The organism is Rhizobium acidisoli (genome assembly GCF_002531755.2).
In the GTDB taxonomy this organism is placed as follows: domain Bacteria; phylum Pseudomonadota; class Alphaproteobacteria; order Rhizobiales; family Rhizobiaceae; genus Rhizobium; species Rhizobium acidisoli.
This window is the reverse complement of the sequence record NZ_CP035001.1, coordinates 1-22,463: the sequence shown is the minus strand read 5'-3', so window position 1 is coordinate 22,463 and position 22,463 is coordinate 1. Positions and strand designations below refer to the sequence as shown.

The following is a 22,463-nucleotide window of genomic DNA, read 5'->3' as shown; positions in this document are numbered from 1 at the left end:
TATGACCACTGGCACAGTTAAATGGTTCAATTCCACCAAGGGCTTCGGCTTCATCCAGCCTGATGACGGCGGCGCTGACGCCTTCGTTCATATCTCTGCCGTCGAGCGCGCCGGCATGCGTGAAATCGTCGAAGGCCAGAAGATCGGCTACGAGCTTGAGCGCGATAACAAGTCGGGCAAAATGTCCGCTTGCAATCTTCAAGCTGCCTAAGATTGATATCTGCTTTCCTTTGACCACGGATGTACTGGCATTGTTGAAAGCGGGATACCAGCGAGGTCAGGCAACTTGCCTGGCCTTTTTGCTGCGCTCGAGCGGGCCGCTGCACCATTCCTTAAATCGGAATCGATTTAAGGAATTATGCAGCAAGTCAACGTGTTCCAGCGTCCTTTGCCCGTCTTGAGACGCGCGGCGCTGTCACGAAAATCCAGGACTGATATGACAGACACACACAGCAAATCGCGCCAACGGGCGGAGATCGCCTTCGGAAACGTACAGTCGCAATTCCTGGCGCGCAGCCGCGCGGTCGAAGAAATCGATCAGACAGTGCGCGCCCGCGAGGAAAAGACCTTGAGATTGCGCGAAGCCCGTGAGGCCAAGGAATTGCAGGATCGCTTGATGGCGGCCGCCGGCCCAGCCGTGAAGCAAAAAAAGAAAAAGTGATTCAACATCTAGATGATTTCAAACCGGATTGGCATAATAGCATCCGGATCCCAATCGAATACATAGAGCATAGGGTCATGCGAAAGCCGCACAGTTTTCGGCAATCATGCTCTAACGTCGCAGCCAAACAGTCAGGTAACAGAATTGAAAAACGCCAGAAACAATGAGCTTTCCGATCGTCGCAGCGCCGCTGCCGAAGCAAAGGCCGCTCTCCTCAATGCGTATCGTGACGCCAAGGATAAGGCTGAACCGACCAGGCAGGCAAAGCAGGCCGAGCGTCAGGCCGTCGCTGCCGCCAGGGAAGAACGCCGCGCCGAGCGCGAACGGGTAAAGCGTGAGGAACTGGAGCAGGCGAAAGCCGCGGAAGCAGAACGCCAGGCCGCCGCCGAGGCTGCAGCACGCGCCGACGCCGACGCGCGCGAAGCGGCTGACAAGGACCGGATCGCTCGCGTCATTGCCGACGAAGCCGCCCGGAAGGCCGCACGCGACCTGCGTTACGCCAATCGAAAAGCCAGAAAGTCGTGACTGTCAGCGCTGCCTGTCGTCACAACAGGCAGCGCCCTCTTTCAAGCGGCCTGCACGGCTGCATTCAACGGGATTTCGACATCGATTTCGAGCGTCGAGACGAACTCGTTGCGATCGATCGTCACCTGCACCTTGTCATGGTCTAGTTCGACATGCTTGGCGATCACTGCGAGGATTTCTTCGCGCAGCAGCGTGACCAGGTCCGACCCGGCCGAGGAACGTTCGTGGGCAAGAAGCACCTGCAAGCGTTCGCGAGCGGCCGGTGCGGTTCTCTGCTTGTTGAAAAGACGGAAAATATTCATGCCGCCCTCCGTCCGAAGATTTTGCCGAAAATGTTGCGCTTTTCCTCAGGGATCGCCATCGGCACCAATTCGCCGGCGAGCCGGCGGGCGGCATCGAAATAGGCCATTGCCGCCGGGCTGCGGCTTTCTGCCAGCGTGACCGGCGCACCGATATTGGAGGCCCGCAGCACATCCATGCTTTCGGGCACGATGCCGAGCAGCGGGATGGACAGGATTTCCAGCACGTCATCGACCTTGAGCATGTCGCCGCGCTCGGCGCGGTTGGCGTCGTAGCGGGTGAGAAGCAGGTGCTTTTCCATCCGCTCGCCGCGTTCGGCCTTGGCGGTCTTGGCATCGAGCAGGCCGATGATGCGATCGGAATCGCGTACCGACGAGACTTCGGGGTTGGTGACGACAACGGCAACATCGGCATGGCGCATGGCAAGCGTTGCGCCACGCTCGATCCCGGCCGGGCTGTCGCAGATGATCCAATCGAAATAGCGCTTCAGGTCGTTGATGACCCGTTCCACGCCCTCGGCCGTCAGATTGTCCTTGTCGCGCGTCTGCGAGGCCGGCAGCAGGAACAGCGTCTCCAGCCGCTTGTCGCGGATCAGCGCCTGGGTGAGCTTTGCATCGCCCTGGATGACGTTGATCAGGTCGTAGACGACCCGGCGCTCAGCGCCCATGACCAGGTCGAGATTGCGCAAGCCGACGTCGAAATCGACGACGACGACTTTTTCATTGCGTTGCGCCAGCGCCGCTCCCAATGCGGCGGTCGAGGTCGTCTTTCCGACCCCGCCCTTGCCTGACGTGACGACGATCACTTTCCCCATGTCTCTCTCCTTTGCCGCAGTAATTCGAAGTGTCCCAGCGTCCTTCACGCGTTTCTCAAAGCCGCGCGGCGCTGTCGTCAGGTCATTTTTTCCGCCATGATCGCATCGTCTTCGAGCCAGAGCTGAACAGCCTGTCCGCGAAGATTGGCGGCCATGTCTTCCGCCATTTTGTAAACGCCGTCGATGGCCACCAACTCGGCTTCCAGCTTGCGGCAAAAAATCCGCGCCGATGCGTTGCCGATGGACCCCGCCATGGCGCGGCCACGCAGCGCCCCGTAGATATGGACCGACCCGCCGGCGATGACCTCGGCGCCCGAGGCGACGGACCCCACGATAGTGACGTCGCCTTCCGGGAAGATCACCGATTGCCCGGAGCGCACCGGCTCCCTGATCACGATCGATTGCGTCGTTGCCGGGCGGATCGCGCCGACTTCAGGTTTCACCGGCGAACCGGCAGGCTCATTGGCCTGAACCTCGATGTCGGAAGCGGAGCGGCCGCCTTTGAGCGCCGGCGGCATGCCCGCGCCGAGAATGGAAGGCCGTGCGCCCTCGATGCCCATGATGCTGACATTGCGCTTGGCCAGTTCGGCAATCAGCTCTTTCAGCTGCGGCCGGTCGATTTGCAGGTCCGTCAGATCGAGCACGACAGGCCGTCCGAGGAAGAAGCCGGCCGAACGCGCGGCCAGATCGTCGAGCCTCGCCAACCAATCATCGAAAGGAAGGTCCGGAGACAACATGACGGCCAGAAAGGAGCGGCCCTTGATGCGGATAGAGCGAGCGTCTGTTAGCACTTTGGTCATCTATGTGAAGAAATCGTTCACCATATCTACCGCTGCTATGGTTAACAAAAAGTTAACGCGGCCTTAATATTAGCGGCAATGACAAGCGTTTTTTCAACCGCGAAATTGAAACAAGCCATTGAAAATTAAACGTAATATTCGGCAGTGCCGCACGGTTAACAGCCGCGTTTTTGACCTGAGCCGTAAATATTTCGTCGCCCCGGAAAACGCTCAGCCTTCCGCCTTGCGTTGCGCCTCGGAAATGGCGCGCGCGGCCTCTTCGGAGGAGTTGGCGAGCGTGCGCATCTCGGCGGCAAGCACGGCAAAGCCCGATCCGGCGGTGCCGGCGCGGGCAGCTTCGATGCCGGCATTGACGGCAAGCAGCTTCAGGTAGCGGAGCGATTGCAGGATCTCGTTGGTCTTCGAAGCAGTGACGCGCATGTCGGCGGTCCGCTCGTCGATTCGCTGATAGAGCGATTCGATGTTGATGATGCTGCCTTCGAGGTAGAGAAGCTCGCCCTTCTGGTCCCATATGCCGCCGCCGGTCTCCGTCACCCAGATCAGATGGCCCATCGCATGGCGGATGCGGTATTCCATTGTCCAGTCCGCGCGCTTCTCCAGCGCCCGGCCGACGATTTCGTCCATCAAGGGCACGTCTTCCTCGTACATGATCGAGGTGAAGGTCCGCGTGCGGTTGCCGATGATGTCGTCGGCGGGATAACCGAAAATGCGCTCGATGCCGTTGGTCATCTCAAGCATCGTGTAGTTTTCATCGGCACGGCAGCGATAGAGAAAACCGCTCATGCGTCCGAGAATGCTCGTTTGAAAATCCATGAAGGCCACGTGCGAGGTGAAGAGTTGCGGATGGATTTATATCGAGTCGTTTCAAATATGCCGGACGAAGATGTACGAACAGCTTCGTCCGGCAGAACACTCGGGTCCGGTCAGTTGCGCAGATATTCCTCCTTGGAATCGTCGAGCGCCTCGACCCAGGGCGTGTGGTGCTTCGGCGACATGTTGCCGGTCATCAGCGATCGATAGGCGTGGTCGCGGAAGCCCATGATATTGTCCGTCTTGTGATGTTCCCACTCCATGAAGGTCCGGTTTGTGCCTTCGATGTCGAAGGAGGGATAATCGGTCTCGGCGAGCAGTTCCTTCACATAGTCGCCCTGATACCAGATCATCTGCTCGGCATCCTCAAGCGTCTCCTCGCGGGCCCGCCACATGTCGAAATTGGCCTTCAGCTCCTCTTCCGGCGGCAGGGTGATGCGGCCCATCATCACGTCGCGTGCCCACCAGGCCTGCACGTCGAACATGTTGAAGGTATAGAACTGATCCTGCATGCCGATATAGAAGAGCTGCGGGTTCTTATCGAAGATCACCCCCTTGTAGAGGCTGTCGGCCCAGAGGCGGTTGGCGGTCTTCAGCCGGAGGTCGTCGGGCAGGAAGGGGAAATGGTGCTGATAGCCCGTACACAGGATCAGCGCGTCGACCTCCTTGCTCGAGCCGTCGAGGAAATAGGCCGTGCGGTTTTCGAGCCGGGTCAGCAGCGGCCGTTCCTCGAAATTCTCCGGCCATTTGAAGCCCATCGGCTTTGAGCGGTAGCTCGTCGTCACCGATTTTGTGCCGTATTTCCAGCATTGCGAGCCGATGTCTTCGGCCGAATAGCTGCGGCCGACGAGCAGAATATCCTTGCCCTTGAACTCCAGCGCGTCGCGGAAATCGTGGGCATGCAGGACGCGGCCGTTGAAGGTCTTCACGCCCTCGAAATAGGGCACGTTCGGCGTCGAGAAGTGGCCTGATGCCACGACGACATAGTCGAATTCCTCGTCATACATCCGGTCCTCGACGCGGTTATGCGCCGTCACCGTGAATTTCTTCGTCGCTTCGTCGAAGCGGACCATGCGCACCGGCGTGCTGAAGCGCACCCAATGGCGGACATTCGCCTTTTCGACACGGCCCTTGATATAATCCCAGAGTACGGCGCGCGGCGGATAGGAGGCGATCGGCTTGCCGAAATGCTCCTCGAAGGAATAGTCGGCGAATTCGAGGCATTCCTTCGGGCCGTTCGACCAGAGGTAACGATACATGCTGCCATGCACCGGCTCGCCATATTCGTCGAGGCCGGTGCGCCAGGTATAATTCCAGAGCCCGCCCCAGTCCGACTGCTTTTCGAAGCAGACGATCTCCGGGATCTCGGCGCCCTTCTGGGCAGCCGATTGAAAGGCGCGCAGCTGCGCCAGACCGGAAGGACCGGCACCGATGACGGCTACTCTTGTCATGAAGCATTCCCCTCTTGATTATGCAATATAAATTTGCGACGAATTTTCAGAGTGTTACGGTGTCCTGCGTGCCTAAAAGATGCGCAGCACCTCAGTCGGGAAAAATGCCGGGGCTGGTCGGTGCTCCGTCGTCATATTTGGAAAGCCAGTCGATCGTCGTCTCGCGGAAACGGGTGAGGCCCTTGTAGTCGATCAGCTCGGGCGGCAGCGTCCTCAGCACGCGCGGGAAACGGCGCGCCCATTTCGGCACGGTGACGAGTTCGTCCATGTTCATCAGGTAGCAGCGGATGACAAAAAGGATGGCGTTGGAGCGCGGCAGACGCCAGAGGCTTTGCAATTCGACGCGCAGATGCACCTTCTCGCCGACATTGTCCGATGTCACCGTGGTGCGATCAGGACCCCATTTGTGATAATTCTCGGGACTGGTGTCGAGGCGCGGATTGATCGTCATCGTCCAGTTGAAGCGTCGTGTCGGCTTGCCTTGCTGCAGGTTCAACAGGAATTTCAGCGCCCGGTCGAAGACGCCGATCTGATGGGCGAGCGGCACCGGCCCATGCCATTCCATGAAATTCATGCCGATATCGAAATCGAGCGACCAGTCGGCCTGCGTCGTTACCATGCCGGCATCCATCCACAGATTGCCGTCGCGCTGGTCGACGATGCAGAAGTCGCCCTGGGCTTGGCGGGTGATGTATTCGAAGGGCTCATAGGGCAGCGTCGAGGCGTCGCCGAAGGTGAAGCTGTCGTCGATGCCGAGCGGGCGGTTGATCCAGCGCCACTGGTCGCCATTGCGGATCAGCGTGAAATGGTCTGGATTGCCCGCCGCCTGCTCTTCCATCAGCAGTTCCAGCGTATCCCATTGCGCGCTCATCATGTGCGGCAGGGCCTGATAGCGAAGCGGATCCTCCTTCAAAACCAGTGCCCGGTCGTGCATCTCGGCTACATAATGCTCGTCGACGTCGATCAGGTTTTCGAAGACGGTGCCCGCCCGGCCGCGCACATGCGGCTCCATGTTGACGGAATACATGTATTCGTCGCGCTCGAAGGGAAAGGGGAAGCGCCGGATGTTTTCGGGGCTGTTGCCGTAGCTGAAATCATTCCGAAAGGTTTCCTGCTTGAAGGCGATTGCCATGTTCGGTCTCCTTGTTCCGCTTGATCCGATGCCGTTAGAGATCAAGATGCAGCCTGTTTCCCTCGAAGCGGGAAACACAGATCATCACCTTGCGGCCGGATGCCTTTTCTTCGCTCGTCAGATAGACGTCATTGTGCAGCAGCTTGCCGTCGCAGGTAACGACCCCCGTCTCGCATTGACCGCAGGCGCCGCCGCGACAGAGGAAGGGTGCGTCGACGCCCGCCGCTTCGATCGCCTCCAGCATGCTTTCGTGATGGCCGACCTTCACGGTCTTGCCGGAGCGGATCAGCTCCATCGTGAAAGGCTTGCCGGGCAGCGACGACAGGAACCGTTCCGAATGCAGGTTCTGTTCCGGCCATCCGGCGTTGACGCTGGTTTTCAACACGCCATCGATCATCCCTGTGGGGCCGCAGACATAAAGATGCGTGCCGAGCGGCTGGCTGTCGAGCAGGCGCGTCAGGGGGATGGCCGCACCTTCGGCGTCGCAATGGATCTTGATGCGATGGGAACCGTAGCGCTCCAGCAGTTCCCGCCAATAGGCGCCGCGGTCGCGCGTGCGGATCGCATAATGCAGCTCGAAATTGGCGCCCTCGCGGGAGAACTGCTCCATCATCGCGATGAAGGGGGTAATGCCGATGCCGCCGGCGATCAGAAGATGCTTGCGCCCGCGCCAGTCCGGCTGGAAGAGGTTGACGGGGTAGCTGACCTTCAACTCGTCGCCTTCGCTCACCTTCTCATGCATGAAGGTGGAGCCGCCGCGTGAATCCTCGACATGCAGCACGCTGATCTCATAGGCTGCGCAATCATGCGGCGGCGACATCAGCGAATAGGCGTTGCGGCGCATATGGCCGCCATCGTTCATCGAGACGATGATATGCGCGCCGCCGGAAAAATAAGGCATCGGCTTGCCGTCGAAGCGCTCGAAGCGGAAACGTTTGACGCGTTCGGCGATCGGGGTGATCCGCGCCACGCGGACGGGAATTTCTGTGCCGCCGCTCAAAGAAACAACTCCTCGGGGTCGGGCGCGCTGCCCGGTTCTTCTGCATCGATATTGACGCCCTGGAAGGCGGCGAGCCGGCGCGAATAATGATCGCGCACCAGAAGCGTCAATCCGCAATGGCTGCAGGTAAAGGGACTGGCGGTGACGTCGTCGGTCGTGCCCTTGCAGTGGACGCATTGCACGCGCCTAGCAAGCGACCCGCGGTGTTCGGTGATGACGGAGGCGTGGTCCATGCCGTAATCGAGCGCCATCAGCATTGCCTGGCCGATGAAGCCTTCCGTGCCCGCTATATAAAGCCGGGTGCCCATATGGGCGGTGGCGAGCGATCCCTTCAACCGGAAGAGCAGCGTTGCGATCGTCGGAGCGGTGAAGAACATGTCGGTGCCGAGGTGGCGCAGTGCCTCGTCCAGGCCGGAGCCTTGCGAGCCGCGGGCGACATAGAGGATTTCGCTGCGGGAAAGAGCGGTTTCGTTAAGTGCTGCCCGCTGGTCGAGGAGAGCCTTGGCGCCCTCCCCTTCGAGCGCGAAAATGTGCCGCCGGGCATGCGGCTGGATGGTCAGGCCCGTATAGACTGGTCGGCTCTTGATGCCTGCAACGAGCATTGGCGTGCTCCTTAACCTACGGCAGTCCTCTTCTTCTTCTCCGGATCGTCGAAGGGGAGTGTGTGGGCGGTCGCGTTTGCCTTCACGGTCTTGCCGCGGACTTCGAGTTTCGTCCCATGCACCGCCTTGTCAACGTCGAGACGGGCAATCGCCATGGATTTCTTCGTCAGCGCCGAATAGCTCGGGCAGGTAATGACGCCGACCTTCTTGCCGTCGGCAAAGACCTCGTCGCCGAGATCGGCCGGTCCGTCGGCATCGATCAGCATGCCGAAGATCTTGAAACGCTCCTTGCCCTTGAGGCGGGCATGTTCCTCCGCGCCGCGGAAGCCGGTCTTGCCGGGGCTGACGGTGAAGTCGAGACCGAGTTCCCAAAGACTGTCGCCGGGCGGCTGGTCGGCGAAGGGATACATCTGCGAATTGTCGTAGGGGTAGAACAGCAGGTAGCTTTCGACGCGCAGCATGTCGAGTACGGAGAAGCAGCAAGGGATGATGCCCATTTCCTTGCCTTCCTCGACGATCCGGTCCCAGACCATGACGGCGTCCTGGCCGCGCACGAAGATCTCGTAGCCGCGTTCGCCGGTATAGCCGGTGCGCGAGATCATCACAGGCGCGCCGAACAGTGTAGTCTGCATGTGGTGGAAATATTTGAGATCGCGGATGCCCGGCACGTATTTGGCGAGATAGTCGACCGCCAGGGGACCCTGCAGCGACAGGTCATGCAGGTCGTCGTCGAAGAGCACGGCGCAATTTCGCCCTGCCGCCTGCTTGACGACCTCCTCGTGGCCGGAGCCGGAGCCGTGCACCAGCATCCAGGCGTTCGGGCCGGTGCGATAGACGATGCAATCGTCGGTGAAATGGCCGCGCTCGTTGAGCATGGTCGCATAGACCGAGCGGCCGGGATAGATCTTCGTCATGTCGCGGGTGGTGATGGCGTCGAGCACGGCGATGGCGTGTGGGCCGACCAGATGGACCTTCTTCAGGCCTGAAACATCCATGATGCCGGCCTTGGTGCGGACGGCGACATGTTCTTCCGACATATCCTTGTCGTAGGTCCAGGCGGTACCCATACCGCTCCAGTCCTCGAGCTTCGATCCCAGAGCGCGATGCCGATCCGCCAAGACGGAGAAACGCCATGATAATGCCATTACCGTTCCCTCTTATTTCCTCTACGGAATATTTATTTCTTGACTATATAAATCTTTCGCGCCGTGGCAAGCCCGTCCGACATGCATTTCCCCAAAACTTCTATAGCCGTCGGGATCGGCGGTGACCGAATGCGCGGTTGCCACGATCAGCTTGACGCCGCGGCCGCAGGCCTGCTTGTAGGGGGTGGCGCGCTCGCGAAGCTGCGCGCATTCTTGGACTTCTACGCCAGTTGGAGAAACTCGGGTCAGCTGGCTTTGGATGAGGTTTTCCGCCTGCGGGTTTCCCTGGGACTTTCCCCGTAGACCGACGCGTACAGTGCAGAAAAGCGGCCGGCGTGAACGAAACCCCATTTCAGGCAGATATCCCTGATGCTCTGCAGGTTCGACCGATCCAGAAGGTCTTTTCTGGCGGCGCGTAGCCTTAGAGTTCTCAGGTAGCTGCCCGGTGTCGCGCCTTTGAAAGTCCGGAAACCGGTTTCCAAGGAGCGAACCGAAACGTTGGCGGATTGAGCGATCATCGCGATCGTGATCGGCTCGGCGATATTTGCGTGCATGAAATCGATGGCCCGGCGAACATGCCGGGGAGCGGGTGTAAACGCAGCCTGCTCCAGACGCTGAGAGTAGCGATGCGGCACCAGTCTGATCAGCAAATCAGCGAGAGCCTGGGTGAGGTTGACCATCGCTATCGGCGAACGAAGCAAGATACCGTCGCCGAGCATGCCGGAGATTATCGTCTCGACGAGATTCTTGACGAGATATCCTGAGGGAGTTGATCCCTCAACGAGGGGTGACAGGTCGAGCGATCCGACAAGGGGGGCTTCGAACAGCAGCCCGAACGTCTGGCAAATCTGGCCCCAGTCCAGAAAGAGCTTCTGCGATCGATGCCGCCCTCCCCGCACCAGGAAGCGATCCGCCTTGCGGCTTTGGCCAAGCAGCATCTGGCCGGGCGACGCTGTTGTCGTGATCTGCCGTCGCGTCATGCCGGAGAGACCCTCTCGCGGCACGTGAATGGTAAACCATTCCGGTGTCTCTGCGGTGGCCCGGAGGTTCCACTCTCCATTGCAGGCGAGATCGGCTACCGTCACCGCACCGTGAGACCGTGCATCCGCGGACCAACGAAAGCCATCAAGCCTGTGATCCGGCGATGCATCGAAGTGGGCAGGTCCGAGGAAGATCTCCTGCATTCCGTCGAAGTCGACTCCGGCCCATCGTGGAGTGCGTGCGGCGTTAGGGATCATGAAGGCCTGTGGATTTGCGGGGTGGGAGGCTTGAGAAGGGCGATCTCATTCTTCATCTGCACCGCCCGCAATGCGCTTGACGGCATCGGTCGCGGTTTCGAGCACACGCTCCGACATGCGTTGATCGGTCAAGATGCGCGAGATGGTGACGGCGCCCACCATCAGCGACAGGATGACCATGGCTTTGTCATGGGGTTTTGCGCCGTCCGACGTGGGGATCAATTCGTCGAGAATTTGAAGATGAGCTTCGATGCCGTTCTGGAATGGGGCGCGGACCTCTTCGCTAAGGCGCGCCGCGTCGGAGCCGAGCGCCGCCAAAGGGCAGCCGCCCCCTTTTTCCTCCCGGTGCCCGGGCGAAAGATACAGGTCGACAACCGCTTCAAGCGGATCGGGACTTCCGGCGGCAACCCTCGACCATCTGCGCACTGCGCTTTCCATCGCTCGCCCGGATGCCAGCGCGACAAGATCATCCTTCGATTCGAACTGCTTGTAGAACCCGCCCTGGGTGAGGCCGGCCCCTTTCATCAGATCCTTCAGTCCGATGCCGTCGAAGCCATGTTCCCGGAAGAGCCGGCTTGCGACATCGATCACTGTTTCACGATTGGCCTCGGCCTGAGCGCGACTGACTCTCATATCGATCTCCAATTAGATTTCATTTGACATCTATACCAGAATTAGAGTTAGATCGCAATCTAAATTAATCGATGCGCCGGTCAAGAAGGCTTAACTGACATGAATCGCAAAATCCTCCTCGCCTCGTTCGGCCTGCTGGCAGCTGCCGGCGCCACGGCATTCGTGTTTTTCGGGGCGCCCTCGAAAGGAAGCGCGCAAGCAGCCGATCCACGAATGGCGCCGCCATTCGTCAAACTGGTGCAGGCAAAGAAGCCGGAGACAGCCGAGCGCAGCTTCACCGGTACCATTGCCGCACGGGTGCAAAGCAATCTTGGCTTTCGTGTGCCGGGCAAGATCATGCAGCGCTACGTGGACGTTGGCGTGCAGGTCAAGGCCGGTCAGCCGCTGATGCGCATCGACGAGACCGATCTGAGTCTCGCCCTGACGGCGAAACGAAACGCGGTCGCTGCGGCTGAGGCGGTGCTGACCCAGGCGCAGGCAGACGAGAGACGCTACGCCGCCTTGGTGAAAAACGGATTGGCGGCGACGCCGCAGCGCTACGAGCAGGCAAAGGCAGCGCTCGACACCGCCACCGCGCAGCTTGCCGCGGCGGAGGCGGACGCCAAGGTCGCGGAAAACGAGACCGCTTATTCCGTCCTGGTTGCCGATACCGATGGAACGGTCGTCGAAACGCTGGGCGAGCCGGGGCAGGTCGTGACCGCGGGGCAAACCGTGGTCCGGCTGGCACAGGCCGGCCCGCGTGAAGCGCTGGTCTGGCTTCCGGAATTCCTCAGGCCGCAACTCGGCGAGACAGCCGATGCCAGCATCTATGGAAACGAAAGCCGGCAGGACAAGGCGCGGCTTCGCCAGATCTCCGACGCTGCCGATCCGCAAACCCGCACCTATGAGGCACGCTGGGTTCTGGATGGCGCAGCAGCGTCGGCGCCGCTGGGCGCGACGGTGACGATCAGGATCTCCAACGGCAGCGGCCAATCGCATGCCGCGGTGCCGGTCGGCGCCGTGTTGGACGATGGCAGCCGCACCGGCGTCTGGGTCTTCGATCAGGCATCGTCGACCGTGCACTTCCGGCAGGTGAAAATCGAACAGATGGGTGAGGAGGTGGCGGTGGTTTCCAGCGTCAAATCAGGCGAGCCGATCGTCGCTCTCGGCGCCCATCTGCTGCAGGACGGCGCCAGCGTGCGCACCAAGGTGGAACAGGCAGAGGCGGCAAACTGATGACCTTCAATCTTTCCGCGCTCGCCGTCCGCGAGCGGGCCGTCACCCTGTTCTTCATCGTTCTGCTGGCCGCCGCCGGCGCCTATGCCTTCGTCAAGCTTGGGCGCGCCGAGGACCCCTCCTTCACCATCAAGACCCTGACGGTGACAACGGTGTGGCCGGGCGCGACAGCGCGCGAAATGCAGGACCTGGTCGCCGAACCGCTCGAGAAGCGCCTCCAGGAACTCACCTGGTACGATCGTGTCGAGACGACAACGCGGCCTGGATACGCCTTTTTGACCGTCACCTTGAAGGACAGTACGCCGGCAACGGACGTCGAGGAGGAATTCTATCAGGCCCGAAAGAAGCTTGGAGACGAGGCCCGCAACTTGCCCAGGGGCGTGCTCGGCCCTTTGTCAACGACGAGTATTCCGATGTCAGCTTCGGGCTTTATGCGCTGAAGGCCAAGGCATGCCGATGCGCGAGCTTGTGCGCCAGGCCGAGGTGATCCGCCAGGATCTTCTGCATGTGCCGGGAGTCAAGAAGATCAACATCCTCGGAGAGCAGCCCGAACAGATCTTCGTCGAATTCTCCTATGCCAAGCTCGCCACCCTCGGCATTTCGGCCCAGGACATCGCGGCCGCCCTGCAGCGGCAAAACACCCTGACGCCGGCCGGATCGATCGATACGCGCGGGCCCCAGGTGTTCATTCGCTTCGATGGCGCCTATGACAGCATCCAGGCGATATCAGACACGCCGATCGCTGCGGCCGGGCGCACCTTGAAGCTCTCGGATTTTGCCGAAGTGCGGCGCGGTTATCAAGATCCAGCCACCTATCTCATTCGCCATGACGGCGAGCCCGCCATCATGCTTGCCGCGGTGATGCAGCAGGGCTGGAACGGTCTGGACCTCGGCAAGGCGCTGGAAGAAAGATCTGCCGCCATTGCAAAGACCTTGCCGCTCGGCATGACGCTCGCCAAGGTCAGCGACCAGGCCGTCAACATCGACGAAGCCGTCGGCGAGTTCATGCTGAAATTCGCCATGGCGCTCGGCGTCGTCTTGTTCGTCAGCCTCGTCAGCCTCGGCTGGCGTGTCGGCATTGTGGTGGCTCTGGCCGTTCCGCTCACCCTTGCCGTCGTCTTCCTCATCATGCTGGAGACCGGCCGGTTCTTCGATCGCATCACCCTTGGTGCGCTGATCCTGGCGCTCGGCCTCCTGGTCGACGACGCCATCATCGCCATCGAGGTGATGGTGGTGAAGATGGAAGAGGGGATGGATCGCATCAAGGCGGCCGCCTATGCCTGGAGCCATACTGCGGCGCCGATGCTCTCCGGCACGCTCGTGACGATCATCGGGCTGATGCCGGTCGGCTTTGCCCGGTCGACCGCCGGCGAATATGCCGGCAACATCTTCTGGGTCGTCGGCTTTGCCCTGATCGTATCCTGGATTGTCGCGGTGGTCTTCACGCCCTATCTCGGCGTCAAGATGCTGCCGGCGATCAAGCCGGTCGAAGGTGGCCATCACGCCATCTACAACACCCCGAACTACCGGCGCCTGCGGCGGCTGATCGAATTTACCGTGCGCCATAAGTTCCTCACCTGTGCGGTGGTTGTCATCGCCATGGGGGCCTCCGTCGTTGGAATGGGATCGGTGAAAAAGCAGTTCTTCCCGACGTCGGACCGTCCCGAAGTCCTCGTCGAAGTCCGCATGCCCGAAGGCACCAGCATCGAGACGACGACGGCAACGGTTGAAAAGCTCGAAGAATGGCTGCAGAAGCAGCCGGAAGCAAAGACCGTCACCAGCTATGTCGGCCAGGGCGCTCCCCGCTTCTTCTTTGCCATGGCGCCGGAATTGCCGGACCCGTCTTTCGCCAAGATCGTCGTGCTGACCCCCGACGCCCACACACGCGAAGTCTTGAAGCTTCGGCTGCGCGCCGCCGTTGCCGATGGGCTCGCCCCTGAAGCCTATGTCCGCGTCACGCAGCTGGTCTTCGGTCCTTACACGCCGTTTCCGGTCGAGTTCCGGATCAGCGGGCCGGATCCTGAGCAACTGTACCAGATTTCCGACAAGGCCCTCGAGATCATGAAGAGCGTGCCGGATGTGCGCCAGGCAAACCGCGATTGGGGCAACCGCACGCCGGTGCTGCGCTTCGTTCCCGACCAGGATCGGCTGAACCTGATCGGCCTGTCGCCGGCCGAGGCGGCCCAGCAGCTGCAATTGCTGCTGAGCGGAGTTCCGATCACCGAGGTTCGCGAGAATATCCGTAGCGTGCCTGTCGTTGCCCGCAGTGCCGGCGGCAACCGGCTCGATCCGTCCAGACTGGCAGACTTCTCGCTGATGAGCCGGGATGGGCGACAGGTTCCGCTCGATCAGATCGGCCACTCGGAAATCCGCTTTGAAGAACCGATCATGAAACGCCGCGACCGCACGCCTGTCATCACCATCCGTTCCGATATCAACGAGGCGTCGCAGCCGCCTGAGGTCTCAGAGCAGATTCTGAAGGCGCTTCAGCCGCTGATCGCCTCGCTTCCTGTCGGATATCGTATCGAGATGGGCGGTAACATCGAGGAATCGCTCAAGGCCAACGACGCCCTGGTGAAAATTTTCCCGGCGATGATTGCCGCGATGCTGATCGTGATCGTGCTGCAGGTCCGTAGCCTGTCGACGATGACGATGGTCATGCTGACCGGGCCGCTCGGTCTTGCCGGGGCGGTTCCGGTTCTGCTGCTCTTCGACAAACCCTTCGGCTTCAATGCCATTCTCGGATTGATCGGGCTGGCGGGAATTCTGATGCGCAACACCCTGATCCTGACGGAACAGATCAAGGAGAACAAGGCAGCCGGTCTCGACGATTATCACGCCGTCATCGAAGCGACGGTGCAGCGGACGCGTCCGGTCATCCTGACAGCCCTTGCCGCCGTGCTTGCCTTCATTCCTCTCACCCACTCGGTGTTCTGGGGGTCGATGGCCTACACGCTGATCGGTGGCACGGCGGTCGGCACGGTGATGATCCTGCTCTTCCTTCCCGCTCTCTACGCCAGCTGGTTCCGCATCAAGCCCACGAAAAATGAAAACCATGAAAATTCACCGAAGGAGGTGGAGTTACCGACGGCAATGGCTGCCGAGTGATGTTCTCTGGAGGAAGCGATGACTTTTGCGGATCCGACAGCAACTGATCTTGAGCAGTCGCGCACGCGGATTCTCGAGGTGGCGGAAAAGCATTTTCGGCGGATCGGCTATCATAAGACGTCGGTCGCCGACATCGCCGCCGAACTCGGCATGAGCCGCGCCAATATCTATCGCTTCTTTCCCTCGAGGACGGCGATCAACAGTTCCGTCTGCGGACTGGTTGTCAAAGAAGTCGCTGAAATCGCTCTGGCGATTGCACGATCGGATGCGCCGGCGAGCAAAAGGCTGGCTGATCTTTTGGCCGCCATTCACCGGCACAGCACGAGGAGACTTGCGGAAGACAGACCCATGCACCAGCTGCTCGTCGCCGCCATGGATGGAAGTTGGGCAACCATCAACGCCCATAATGAGGACATCCTGACAATCCTCAAAGCACTTGTCCGCGAGGGTCTGCAGACAGGCGAGTTCAAAGTCGACGACGCCGACGAAGCGGCGCGCGGCATCATCACCGCCTTCCTGCCCTTCTTCCATCCGGTTCTGCTTGAGCAGCGCGTTCACGAGGGGGAGGCCACCGCAGTCAGCGTCCACGCCCAAATCAGCTTCATCATGAAAGCTCTCGGCACATCAGACCGCCACGCCGCCGCGCCCTCCCTGAAAGGGTAAGCGCGTCGGCCGTTCTTCCACCTCACAGAAAGGACATGCCATGAAGATCGCAATTATCGGAGCCGGAAACATCGGCGCGACCCTGGCGAAAAAAAACTCGCCGCCGGCGCCATGAGGTCAAGCTTGCCAATTCGAAGGGGCCGGATACCATTCGCGATCTTGCCGGCGATATCGGAGGGACCGCTGTTTCGAAGGAAGAAGCGGTCCGGGGCGTCGAGGTGATCGTTCTTTCGATCCCATTCGGAAGCTATCGCGATCTCGGTGGGCTCTTCAATGACGTGCCCAAAGAGGTCGTCGTGATCGATACGACAAACTATTATCCGTTTCGCGACGGTGCGATCGCGGACGTCGATGACGGCATGCCCGAAAGCGTTTGGGTGAGCGAACAAATCGGCCGCCCCGTCGTCAAGGCTTGGAATGCTGTGCTGGCGGCAACGCTGGCCGAGAAGGGGCGGTCTGGCGGCACCAATGGACGCATCGCCATCCCGATTGCAGGCGACGATCCGGAAGCAAAGGCGATCGCTATAGAGCTGGTCGAGGCCACCGGTTTCGATGCGGTGGATTCAGGCGGCCTGGCGGAGTCCTGGCGTCAGCAACCGGGCACCCCGGCCTATTGCACGGAGCTCGCCGTAGGTGAGCTGGAAGACGCGCTGCGATCGGCGGATCAATCCCGCGCAGCCGATCATCGCGAGGCCCTGATCAAGGAATTCTTCGCGGCAGGTGCGAGCCTGACCCATGACGAAACGGTCGCTCGAAACCGAGCCGGGACTGCCGCGCCGAAATCTTGAATCCGTTGACGCTGATGCAGCTTGGTCATGTCGGCGCCGTTACGGGTTCGGCGCCATGCTCCGGCGCGTTTCGCGAGAGCGATCATCAAAAAAATCTCCGTAAAGCAAAAAGTGCTTGATTTATATTTCGATCGACATCTATAAGAATTATAGATGTCGATCGAAATCTTACGTGTTGGCGACAGGGGCGAAGTCACCCTACGGTTCAAGCACGTATTCAACCACTCGCGCCCAGCCAGGAGCATGCATGTCTGAAAATAGAGTTGTCGTTATCACCGGAGCATCCTCCGGAATCGGCGAAGCATCGGCCCGCCTTCTTGCACAAAACGGCTTCCGGGTCTTTGGGGGCGTGCGCAACCCGAAGCGCGTTAACGCCATTCCCGGCGTGCGCTATGGGACTGTCGACGTGACCGATGACGCCTCGGTCGCCGACTTTGTTCAATGGGTTTTGTCCGAGGCAGGCAAGGTTGACATTCTGATCAACAATGCCGGCGTTTCGCTGGTCGGCCCGGTCGAGAATACGTCGCCTTCCGAAGCGCAAACGGTATTCGATACCAATGTATTCGGCCCCCTGCGCATGATCCGCGCTGTCTTGCCCTCCATGCGCGCTGCTCGCAGCGGCCTGATCATCAATATCAGCTCCGTCCTCGGCTTCCTGCCCGCACCGTTTATGGGACTATATGCCAGCAGCAAACATGCGCTCGAAGGACTCTCGGAGTCGCTGGATCATGAGATTCGCGAGTTCAACGTGCGCGTCGTGCTGCTCGAACCCACCTTCACAAACACCAAGCTCGATGTAAACGCGGCCCAGACCGAGGCACCCCTGGGGCCTTACGCAGCGCAGGCTGACGCGACCATCAAGGCGGTCCAGGCCCAGATCAAAACCGCGCCGTCGGCTGCGTCGGTCGCGGAGAAGATATTGGCGGCAATCAACGGTCCATACAAGATGCGTCAACCGGCCAGTGGCCAAGCGACGCTTCTAAGCCGGCTGCGCAGGTTTATGCCGGCAAGCGCGGTCGACAGCAGCCTGCGCAAGACTTTCGGCTTCGGAAAGCGTGCTGCGTCCTAAGTCTGGCCCAAACTTCCAGGCGTCGCCGGCTCATCGGCCTCCTTGCGGCTGACCGCGGCGCTCAACCCATGCGTTCGGAGGCATAGCTGCCGGGGCTTGCCGGGAAGACCACGGTTCGATTGCCGTTGATGAAGGTGCGGTGATGGATATGGGCGTGGATGGCGCGGGCCAGCACCTGGCTTTCGACGTCGCGGCCGATCGAGACATAGTCGTCGGGCGACTGCGCATGGGTGATGCGGGCCGTGTCCTGCTCGATGATCGGGCCTTCGTCGAGATCGGCGGTGACGTAATGCGCCGTTGCCCCGATCAGCTTGACGCCGCGGCCATAGGCCTGCTTGTAGGGGTTGGCGCCCTTGAAGCTCGGCAGGAAGGAATGGTGGATGTTGATGATCTTGCCCGACATCTTCTGGCACATCTCGTCCGACAGGATCTGCATATAGCGGGCAAGCACAATCAGTTCGGTGCCGGTCTGCTCGGCCACCTCCATGATATGGGCTTCGGCCTGAACCTTGTTGGCCTTGGTGACCGGAATATGGTGGAAGGGGATGTCGTGATTGACCACCACCTTCTGGTAGTCGAAATGGTTGGAGACGACGCCGACGATATCGATCGCAGCGCGCCGATCTTCCAGCGGTAGAGCAGGTCGTTGAGACAATGGCCGAAGCGCGACACCATCAGCAGCACCTTCATGCGGCTTTCGCTGTCGTGGAATTCGTATTCCATCGAAAAGGGCGCGGCGACGGCGGCAAAGTCGGCGCCGATCTCTGAGCCGGACAGGCCCTCCCTCGGAAATGAAGGAGACGCGCATGAAGAACTTGCCGGTATCGAGATCGTCGAACTGGCTGGAGTCGATGATGTTGCAGCCCTTTTCGGCCAGATAGCTCGAAATCGCCGCAACGATGCCGCGCGTCGACTTGCAGGATACGGTGAGTACGATGTTTTTCATGCTGTCTCTTCCTTCGCGAGATCAGGGCCGAGGATGCGATCACGCCGGAGCTTTCGCTCCGGCGTGTCGAAGACATCCGTCGGCCGCTCAGATGTCGAGCGTGCTGTCGCGTTCCCACTGGGTGAAATGCGAGCAGTAGGCATTCCATTCCCGATGCTTGAGCTTCAGATAGGCAGCGGAAAATTCCGCCCCCATCGCCTGCTTCAGGCCCTCGTCGGCATCATAGGCGCGCAACGCATCCAGAAGGTTGAGCGGCAGGCGCGGCGCGTCCTTCACCAGATGCCCCTCGGCATACATGTCGATATCGTAGTGCCGGCCGGGGTCTGCCTGGCTGCGGATGCCGTCGAGGCCGGCGGCGATGATGATCGCCTGCAACAGGTAGGGATTGACCGCTCCATCAGGCAGGCGCAGCTCGAAACGTCCCGGCCCCGGCACGCGCACCATGTGGGTGCGGTTGTTGCCCGTCCAGGTCACGGTGTTCGGCGACCAGGTGGCGCCTGAGGTGGTGCGCGGCGCGTTGATGCGCTTATAGGAATTGACCGTCGGATTGGTGACCGCGGCAAGCGCCGAGGCATGTTTCATAATGCCGCCGAGGAAGGTCTTGCCCTGAGCCGAGAGCCCGAAGGCCATTTCCTTGTCCGCGAAGGCGTTGACCTTGCCGTCGATGTCCCAGACCGAGATGTGGGCATGGCAGCCGTTTCCGGTCAGTCCCTTGAAGGGCTTCGGCATGAAAGTGGCGCGAAGCCCGTGCTTTTCGGCGACCGACTTGACCATGAATTTGAAGAACGAGTGTTTGTCCGCCGTCTTCAGAACATCGTCATATTCCCAGTTCATCTCGAACTGGCCGTTCGCGTCCTCATGGTCGTTCTGATAGGGCTTCCAGCCGAGCTCGAGCATGTAGTCGCAGATCTCGGCGATGACGTCGTAGCGACGCATCACCGCCTGCTGATCGTAGCAAGGCTTCTCGGCGGTATCGAACTGATCCGAGATCACCGAGCCATCCGCGGAGATCAGAAAGAATTCAGGTTCGACGCCGGTTTTCACCCTCAGCCCTTGTTTCGCAGCCTCGGCGACCAGTCTTTTCAACAGCACACGCGCGCCTGTTCGACCGGCTGATCGTCCATGACGCAGTCGGCTGCAACCCATGCGACGTCCTTCTTCCATGGGAGCTGGATGACGGAGGAAGCATCGGGGACCGCGAACAGGTCGGGATGGGCGGGCGTCAGGTCGAGCCAGGTGGCAAAGCCCGCAAAGCCGGCGCCATCTTTCTGCATATCGGCAATGGCTTCTGCGGGGACCAGCTTGGCGCGTTGGCCGCCGAACAGGTCGGTGTAGCTGATCATGAAATATTTGATGCCTTTGTCTCTGGCAAAAGCAGCAAGGTCCAGTGTCATTCTCGTTCCCCTTTGGATTTCTTGGAGACACCTTGGTTATGGATGCAAGACGGCCGGGACGTGTGCCCGGCCGGTAGAAATCAATAGCCTCCTTACCCGGGATCCAGTTGGTGCCGGCGAGCGGCACCTGCGCCATGGCCGATGCCTCGATGGTCAGTGCGACGAGGTCTTCCGGCTCGAGGTTGTGCAGGTGGTTCTTGCCGCAGGCCGCGCGATCGTCTGCGCCTCGAGCGTCATCACCTTGAGGTAGTTGGCAAGGCGGCGGCCGGCCGCAACCGGGTCGAGGCGCTTTGCGAGCTCCGATCCTGGGTGGTGATCCCGGCCGGATCCTTGCCTTCATGCCAGTCGTCATAGGCGCCGGCTGTCGTGCCGAGTTTCTGATATTCCGCTTCCCAGTGCGGATCGTTGTCGCCGATGGCGACAAGTGCCGCGGTGCCGATCGCGACTGCATCGGCGCCGAGCGCCAGCGCCTTGGCGACGTCGGCGCCGGAACGGATGCCGCCCGAAACGATCAGCTGCACCTTCCGATGCATGCCGAGTTCCTGCAGCGCTTGGACGGCCGGGCGAATGCAGGCAAGTGTCGGCATGCCGATTCTCGATGAAGACGTCCTGGGTGGCCGCGGTGCCGCCCTGCATGCCGTCGAGCACGACCACGTCGGCGCCCGCCTTCACGGCAAGGGCGGTGTCGTAATAGGGACGCGCGCCGCCGATCTTGACGTAGATCGGCTTTTCCCAATCGGTGATCTCGCGCAGCTCCATGATCTTGATTTCGAGATCGTCGGGGCCGGTCCAGTCCGGGTGCGGCAGGCCGAGCGCTGGTCGATGCCCTTCGGCAGGTTGCGCATATTGGCGACGCGGTCGGAGATCTTCTGGCCGAGCAGCATGCCGCCGCCGCCGGGCTTGGCGCCCTGGCCGACCACGACTTCGATGGCATCGGCGCGGCGCAGGTCCCGAGGGTTCATGCCGTAGCGCGACGGCAGGTACTGGTAGACCAGCGTCTGCGAATGGCCACGTTCCTCATCGGTCATGCCGCCGTCGCCAGTCGTGGTCGAGGTGCCTGATATCGTTGCGCCGCGGCCGAGCGCTTCCTTGGCATTGCCGGAAAGCGCGCCGAAGCTCATGCCGGCAATGGTGATCGGCGTCTTGAGCGTGATCGGCTTCTTGGCGAAACGCGAGCCGAGCACCACCGTCGTGTCGCACTTCTCGCGATAACCTTCGAGCGGATAGCGCGAGATGGAGGCGCCGAGAAATAGCAGATCGTCGAAATGCGGAACCTTGCGCTTGGTGCCGGCGCCGCGGATGTCGTAGATCCCGGTCGCGGCCGCGCGCGGATTTCGGCGAGCGTATAATCGTCGAAGGTCGCGGACTTGCGGGGCGGGGTATAGGGGTTGTGATAGCTCATGGGTGTCCCTCGCCTCAATACGCGTCGGCGTTGTCGATGTTGAAATTGTAGAGCTTGCGGGCCGAGCCGTAGCGCTTGAACTCTTCGGGCCTGACGTCGGTCACCCCTGCCCGCTCGAGCAGCTCGGCAAGCTTCTCCAGATGCTCCCGCGCATCTCTTTCTCGATGCAGTCGGAGCCGAGGCTCTTGACCTCGCCGCGGACGAAAAGCTTGGCTTCGTAGAGCGAATCCCCTAGCGCATCGCCGGCGTCGCCGAGCACGACGAGATGGCCGGACTGGCCCATGAAGGCCGACATGTGGCCGATGCTGCCGTGAACGACGATGTCGATGCCCTTCATCGAAATGCCGCAGCGCGACGCCGCATTGCCCTTGATGACGAGCAGGCCGCCGCGGCCGGTGGCGCCGGCATACTGGCTGGCGTCGCCCTCGATGACGACGGTGCCGGACATCATGTTTTCGGCAACGCCCGGGCCGGCCGAACCATGAACCGTCACCCTGCCGCCGTCATTCATGCCGGCGCAGTAATAACCGACCGATCCTCTGACGGAGACCGTGACGGGACTGTCGATGCCGACGGCGACGGCATGGCTGCCGCGCGGGTTGATGACTTCGAATTCGGTGTCGTTGGCGCCTTTGGAAAGGGCGTGCAGCGCGCTGTTCAACTCGCGAAGCGGGGTGTTGGAAAGGTCGAATATGGGCATTGAATCCTCGTTGGAATCCTCGTTTGTCTGGGAGACGGTTTCAGCCGTCTCCTGTTTTCAGGCGCCC

The 22,463-nt window shown here is 60.9% G+C and carries 18 protein-coding genes and 7 pseudogenes; 8 read left to right on the top strand and 17 right to left on the bottom strand.

What is annotated here, in order from left to right:
- The first annotated feature begins 1 nt into the window (after position 1).
- The 3 genes from CO657_RS28995 (at position 2) to CO657_RS28985 (ending at position 1,186) form a co-directional block, all read left to right on the top strand.
- Positions 2-211 (top strand): cold-shock protein, encoded by a 210-nt coding sequence (locus CO657_RS28995; RefSeq protein WP_003548109.1) that lies wholly within the window; start codon positions 2-4, stop codon positions 209-211.
- Positions 212-436: 225 nt separating this feature from the next.
- Positions 437-661 carry a hypothetical protein gene (locus CO657_RS28990; protein WP_054184568.1) on the top strand — a complete coding sequence of 75 codons (225 nt, stop codon included), beginning with the start codon at positions 437-439 and terminating at the stop codon, positions 659-661.
- A 144-nt stretch (positions 662-805) separates the two neighbouring features.
- On the top strand, positions 806-1,186 hold the full coding sequence (locus CO657_RS28985; protein ID WP_012555040.1) for a DUF6481 family protein: 381 nt from the start codon (positions 806-808) through the stop codon (positions 1,184-1,186).
- A gap of 41 nt (positions 1,187-1,227) precedes the next feature.
- Here CO657_RS28985 and minE read toward each other — a convergent pair whose 3' ends face one another.
- From minE to CO657_RS28930, 12 genes and pseudogenes are all read right to left on the bottom strand, one after another.
- The gene (gene minE, locus CO657_RS28980; RefSeq protein WP_003594850.1) at positions 1,228-1,488 is read right to left on the bottom strand and encodes a cell division topological specificity factor MinE; all 261 of its coding nucleotides are present in this window, start codon (positions 1,486-1,488) and stop codon (positions 1,228-1,230) included.
- The gene (minD, locus tag CO657_RS28975; RefSeq protein WP_003594851.1) at positions 1,485-2,300 is read right to left on the bottom strand and encodes a septum site-determining protein MinD; all 816 of its coding nucleotides are present in this window, start codon (positions 2,298-2,300) and stop codon (positions 1,485-1,487) included. The genes minE and minD overlap by 4 nt, the downstream gene beginning before the upstream one ends.
- A gap of 77 nt (positions 2,301-2,377) precedes the next feature.
- Complete coding sequence (minC, locus tag CO657_RS28970; protein WP_054184569.1) at positions 2,378-3,100, bottom strand: septum site-determining protein MinC; 723 nt, start codon at positions 3,098-3,100, stop codon at positions 2,378-2,380.
- Positions 3,101-3,310: 210 nt separating this feature from the next.
- Positions 3,311-3,913: a methyl-accepting chemotaxis protein gene (locus CO657_RS37990; protein ID WP_054184570.1), complete on the bottom strand. Its 603-nt coding sequence runs from the start codon at positions 3,911-3,913 to the stop codon at positions 3,311-3,313.
- 110 nt (positions 3,914-4,023) lie between these two features.
- Positions 4,024-5,361 (bottom strand): NAD(P)-binding domain-containing protein, encoded by a 1,338-nt coding sequence (locus CO657_RS28960; RefSeq protein WP_054184571.1) that lies wholly within the window; start codon positions 5,359-5,361, stop codon positions 4,024-4,026.
- A 91-nt stretch (positions 5,362-5,452) separates the two neighbouring features.
- Entirely contained in the window at positions 5,453-6,493 is a 1,041-nt protein-coding gene (locus CO657_RS28955; RefSeq protein WP_054184572.1) for a heme-dependent oxidative N-demethylase family protein, read from the bottom strand.
- A 34-nt stretch (positions 6,494-6,527) separates the two neighbouring features.
- Positions 6,528-7,493, bottom strand: a complete 966-nt coding sequence (locus CO657_RS28950; protein ID WP_054184573.1) for a PDR/VanB family oxidoreductase — start codon at positions 7,491-7,493, stop codon at positions 6,528-6,530.
- Positions 7,490-8,095 carry a dimethylamine monooxygenase subunit DmmA family protein gene (locus CO657_RS28945; RefSeq protein ID WP_054184574.1) on the bottom strand — a complete coding sequence of 202 codons (606 nt, stop codon included), beginning with the start codon at positions 8,093-8,095 and terminating at the stop codon, positions 7,490-7,492. The genes CO657_RS28950 and CO657_RS28945 overlap by 4 nt, the downstream gene beginning before the upstream one ends.
- Positions 8,096-8,106: 11 nt before the next feature.
- On the bottom strand, positions 8,107-9,240 hold the full coding sequence (locus CO657_RS28940) for an aminomethyl transferase family protein (protein WP_054184575.1): 1,134 nt from the start codon (positions 9,238-9,240) through the stop codon (positions 8,107-8,109).
- A 108-nt stretch (positions 9,241-9,348) separates the two neighbouring features.
- Positions 9,349-9,429: pseudogene (purU, locus tag CO657_RS38320) on the bottom strand (formyltetrahydrofolate deformylase); the annotation flags it as partial.
- Between the two features lie 56 nt (positions 9,430-9,485).
- Positions 9,486-10,424, bottom strand: coding sequence for a helix-turn-helix domain-containing protein (locus tag CO657_RS28935; RefSeq protein ID WP_245292996.1), 939 nt, complete (start codon positions 10,422-10,424; stop codon positions 9,486-9,488).
- Between the two features lie 99 nt (positions 10,425-10,523).
- Entirely contained in the window at positions 10,524-11,111 is a 588-nt protein-coding gene (locus tag CO657_RS28930; protein WP_054184614.1) for a TetR/AcrR family transcriptional regulator, read from the bottom strand.
- 99 nt (positions 11,112-11,210) lie between these two features.
- Here CO657_RS28930 and CO657_RS28925 point away from each other — a divergent pair, with 99 nt between their 5' ends.
- The 5 genes and pseudogenes from CO657_RS28925 to CO657_RS28905 all read left to right on the top strand — a co-directional run bounded on the left by CO657_RS28925 (position 11,211) and on the right by CO657_RS28905 (position 17,954).
- Positions 11,211-12,326, top strand: coding sequence for an efflux RND transporter periplasmic adaptor subunit (locus CO657_RS28925; RefSeq protein ID WP_054184577.1), 1,116 nt, complete (start codon positions 11,211-11,213; stop codon positions 12,324-12,326).
- Positions 12,326-15,434, top strand: a pseudogene (locus CO657_RS28920) (efflux RND transporter permease subunit). Before CO657_RS28925 ends, CO657_RS28920 begins: the two are co-directional and overlap by 1 nt.
- Positions 15,435-15,452: 18 nt before the next feature.
- Positions 15,453-16,097 carry a TetR/AcrR family transcriptional regulator gene (locus tag CO657_RS28915; RefSeq protein ID WP_054184579.1) on the top strand — a complete coding sequence of 215 codons (645 nt, stop codon included), beginning with the start codon at positions 15,453-15,455 and terminating at the stop codon, positions 16,095-16,097.
- 40 nt (positions 16,098-16,137) lie between these two features.
- Positions 16,138-16,885: pseudogene (locus CO657_RS28910) on the top strand (NADPH-dependent F420 reductase).
- Positions 16,886-17,132: 247 nt separating this feature from the next.
- On the top strand, positions 17,133-17,954 hold the full coding sequence (locus tag CO657_RS28905; RefSeq protein WP_054184581.1) for an oxidoreductase: 822 nt from the start codon (positions 17,133-17,135) through the stop codon (positions 17,952-17,954).
- Between the two features lie 61 nt (positions 17,955-18,015).
- On the opposite strand, the pseudogene purU (CO657_RS28900) reads toward CO657_RS28905, so the two are convergent.
- The 5 genes and pseudogenes from purU (CO657_RS28900) to CO657_RS28885 form a co-directional block, all read right to left on the bottom strand.
- Positions 18,016-18,900, bottom strand: a pseudogene (purU, locus tag CO657_RS28900) (formyltetrahydrofolate deformylase).
- 87 nt (positions 18,901-18,987) lie between these two features.
- Positions 18,988-20,294 (bottom strand): annotated as a pseudogene (gene glnT / locus CO657_RS28895) (type III glutamate--ammonia ligase).
- A 236-nt stretch (positions 20,295-20,530) separates the two neighbouring features.
- Positions 20,531-21,053: pseudogene (locus tag CO657_RS37985) on the bottom strand (glutamate synthase-related protein).
- A complete protein-coding gene (locus tag CO657_RS37980; RefSeq protein ID WP_281026232.1) occupies positions 20,963-21,481 on the bottom strand; it encodes a glutamate synthase-related protein in 519 nt (172 codons plus the stop codon). Before CO657_RS37980 ends, CO657_RS37985 begins: the two are co-directional and overlap by 91 nt.
- Positions 21,482-21,710: 229 nt before the next feature.
- A pseudogene (locus CO657_RS28885) lies at positions 21,711-22,396 on the bottom strand (GltB/FmdC/FwdC-like GXGXG domain-containing protein).
- Positions 22,397-22,463 lie beyond the last annotated feature (67 nt).

Coding starts and splice junctions, on each gene's coding strand:
- minD (WP_003594851.1), bottom strand. CDS start 2,300: ATGGGGAAAGTGATCGTCGTCACGTCAGGCAAGGGCGGGGTCGGAAAG.
- CO657_RS28940 (WP_054184575.1), bottom strand. CDS start 9,240: ATGGCATTATCATGGCGTTTCTCCGTCTTGGCGGATCGGCATCGCGCT.
- CO657_RS28945 (WP_054184574.1), bottom strand. CDS start 8,095: ATGCTCGTTGCAGGCATCAAGAGCCGACCAGTCTATACGGGCCTGACC.
- CO657_RS28925 (WP_054184577.1), top strand. CDS start 11,211: ATGAATCGCAAAATCCTCCTCGCCTCGTTCGGCCTGCTGGCAGCTGCC.
- CO657_RS28995 (WP_003548109.1), top strand. CDS start 2: ATGACCACTGGCACAGTTAAATGGTTCAATTCCACCAAGGGCTTCGGC.
- minC (WP_054184569.1), bottom strand. CDS start 3,100: ATGACCAAAGTGCTAACAGACGCTCGCTCTATCCGCATCAAGGGCCGC.
- CO657_RS28960 (WP_054184571.1), bottom strand. CDS start 5,361: ATGACAAGAGTAGCCGTCATCGGTGCCGGTCCTTCCGGTCTGGCGCAG.
- CO657_RS37990 (WP_054184570.1), bottom strand. CDS start 3,913: ATGGATTTTCAAACGAGCATTCTCGGACGCATGAGCGGTTTTCTCTAT.
- minE (WP_003594850.1), bottom strand. CDS start 1,488: ATGAATATTTTCCGTCTTTTCAACAAGCAGAGAACCGCACCGGCCGCT.
- CO657_RS28935 (WP_245292996.1), bottom strand. CDS start 10,424: ATGCAGGAGATCTTCCTCGGACCTGCCCACTTCGATGCATCGCCGGAT.
- CO657_RS28955 (WP_054184572.1), bottom strand. CDS start 6,493: ATGGCAATCGCCTTCAAGCAGGAAACCTTTCGGAATGATTTCAGCTAC.
- CO657_RS28990 (WP_054184568.1), top strand. CDS start 437: ATGACAGACACACACAGCAAATCGCGCCAACGGGCGGAGATCGCCTTC.
- CO657_RS28905 (WP_054184581.1), top strand. CDS start 17,133: ATGTCTGAAAATAGAGTTGTCGTTATCACCGGAGCATCCTCCGGAATC.
- CO657_RS28915 (WP_054184579.1), top strand. CDS start 15,453: ATGACTTTTGCGGATCCGACAGCAACTGATCTTGAGCAGTCGCGCACG.
- CO657_RS28930 (WP_054184614.1), bottom strand. CDS start 11,111: ATGAGAGTCAGTCGCGCTCAGGCCGAGGCCAATCGTGAAACAGTGATC.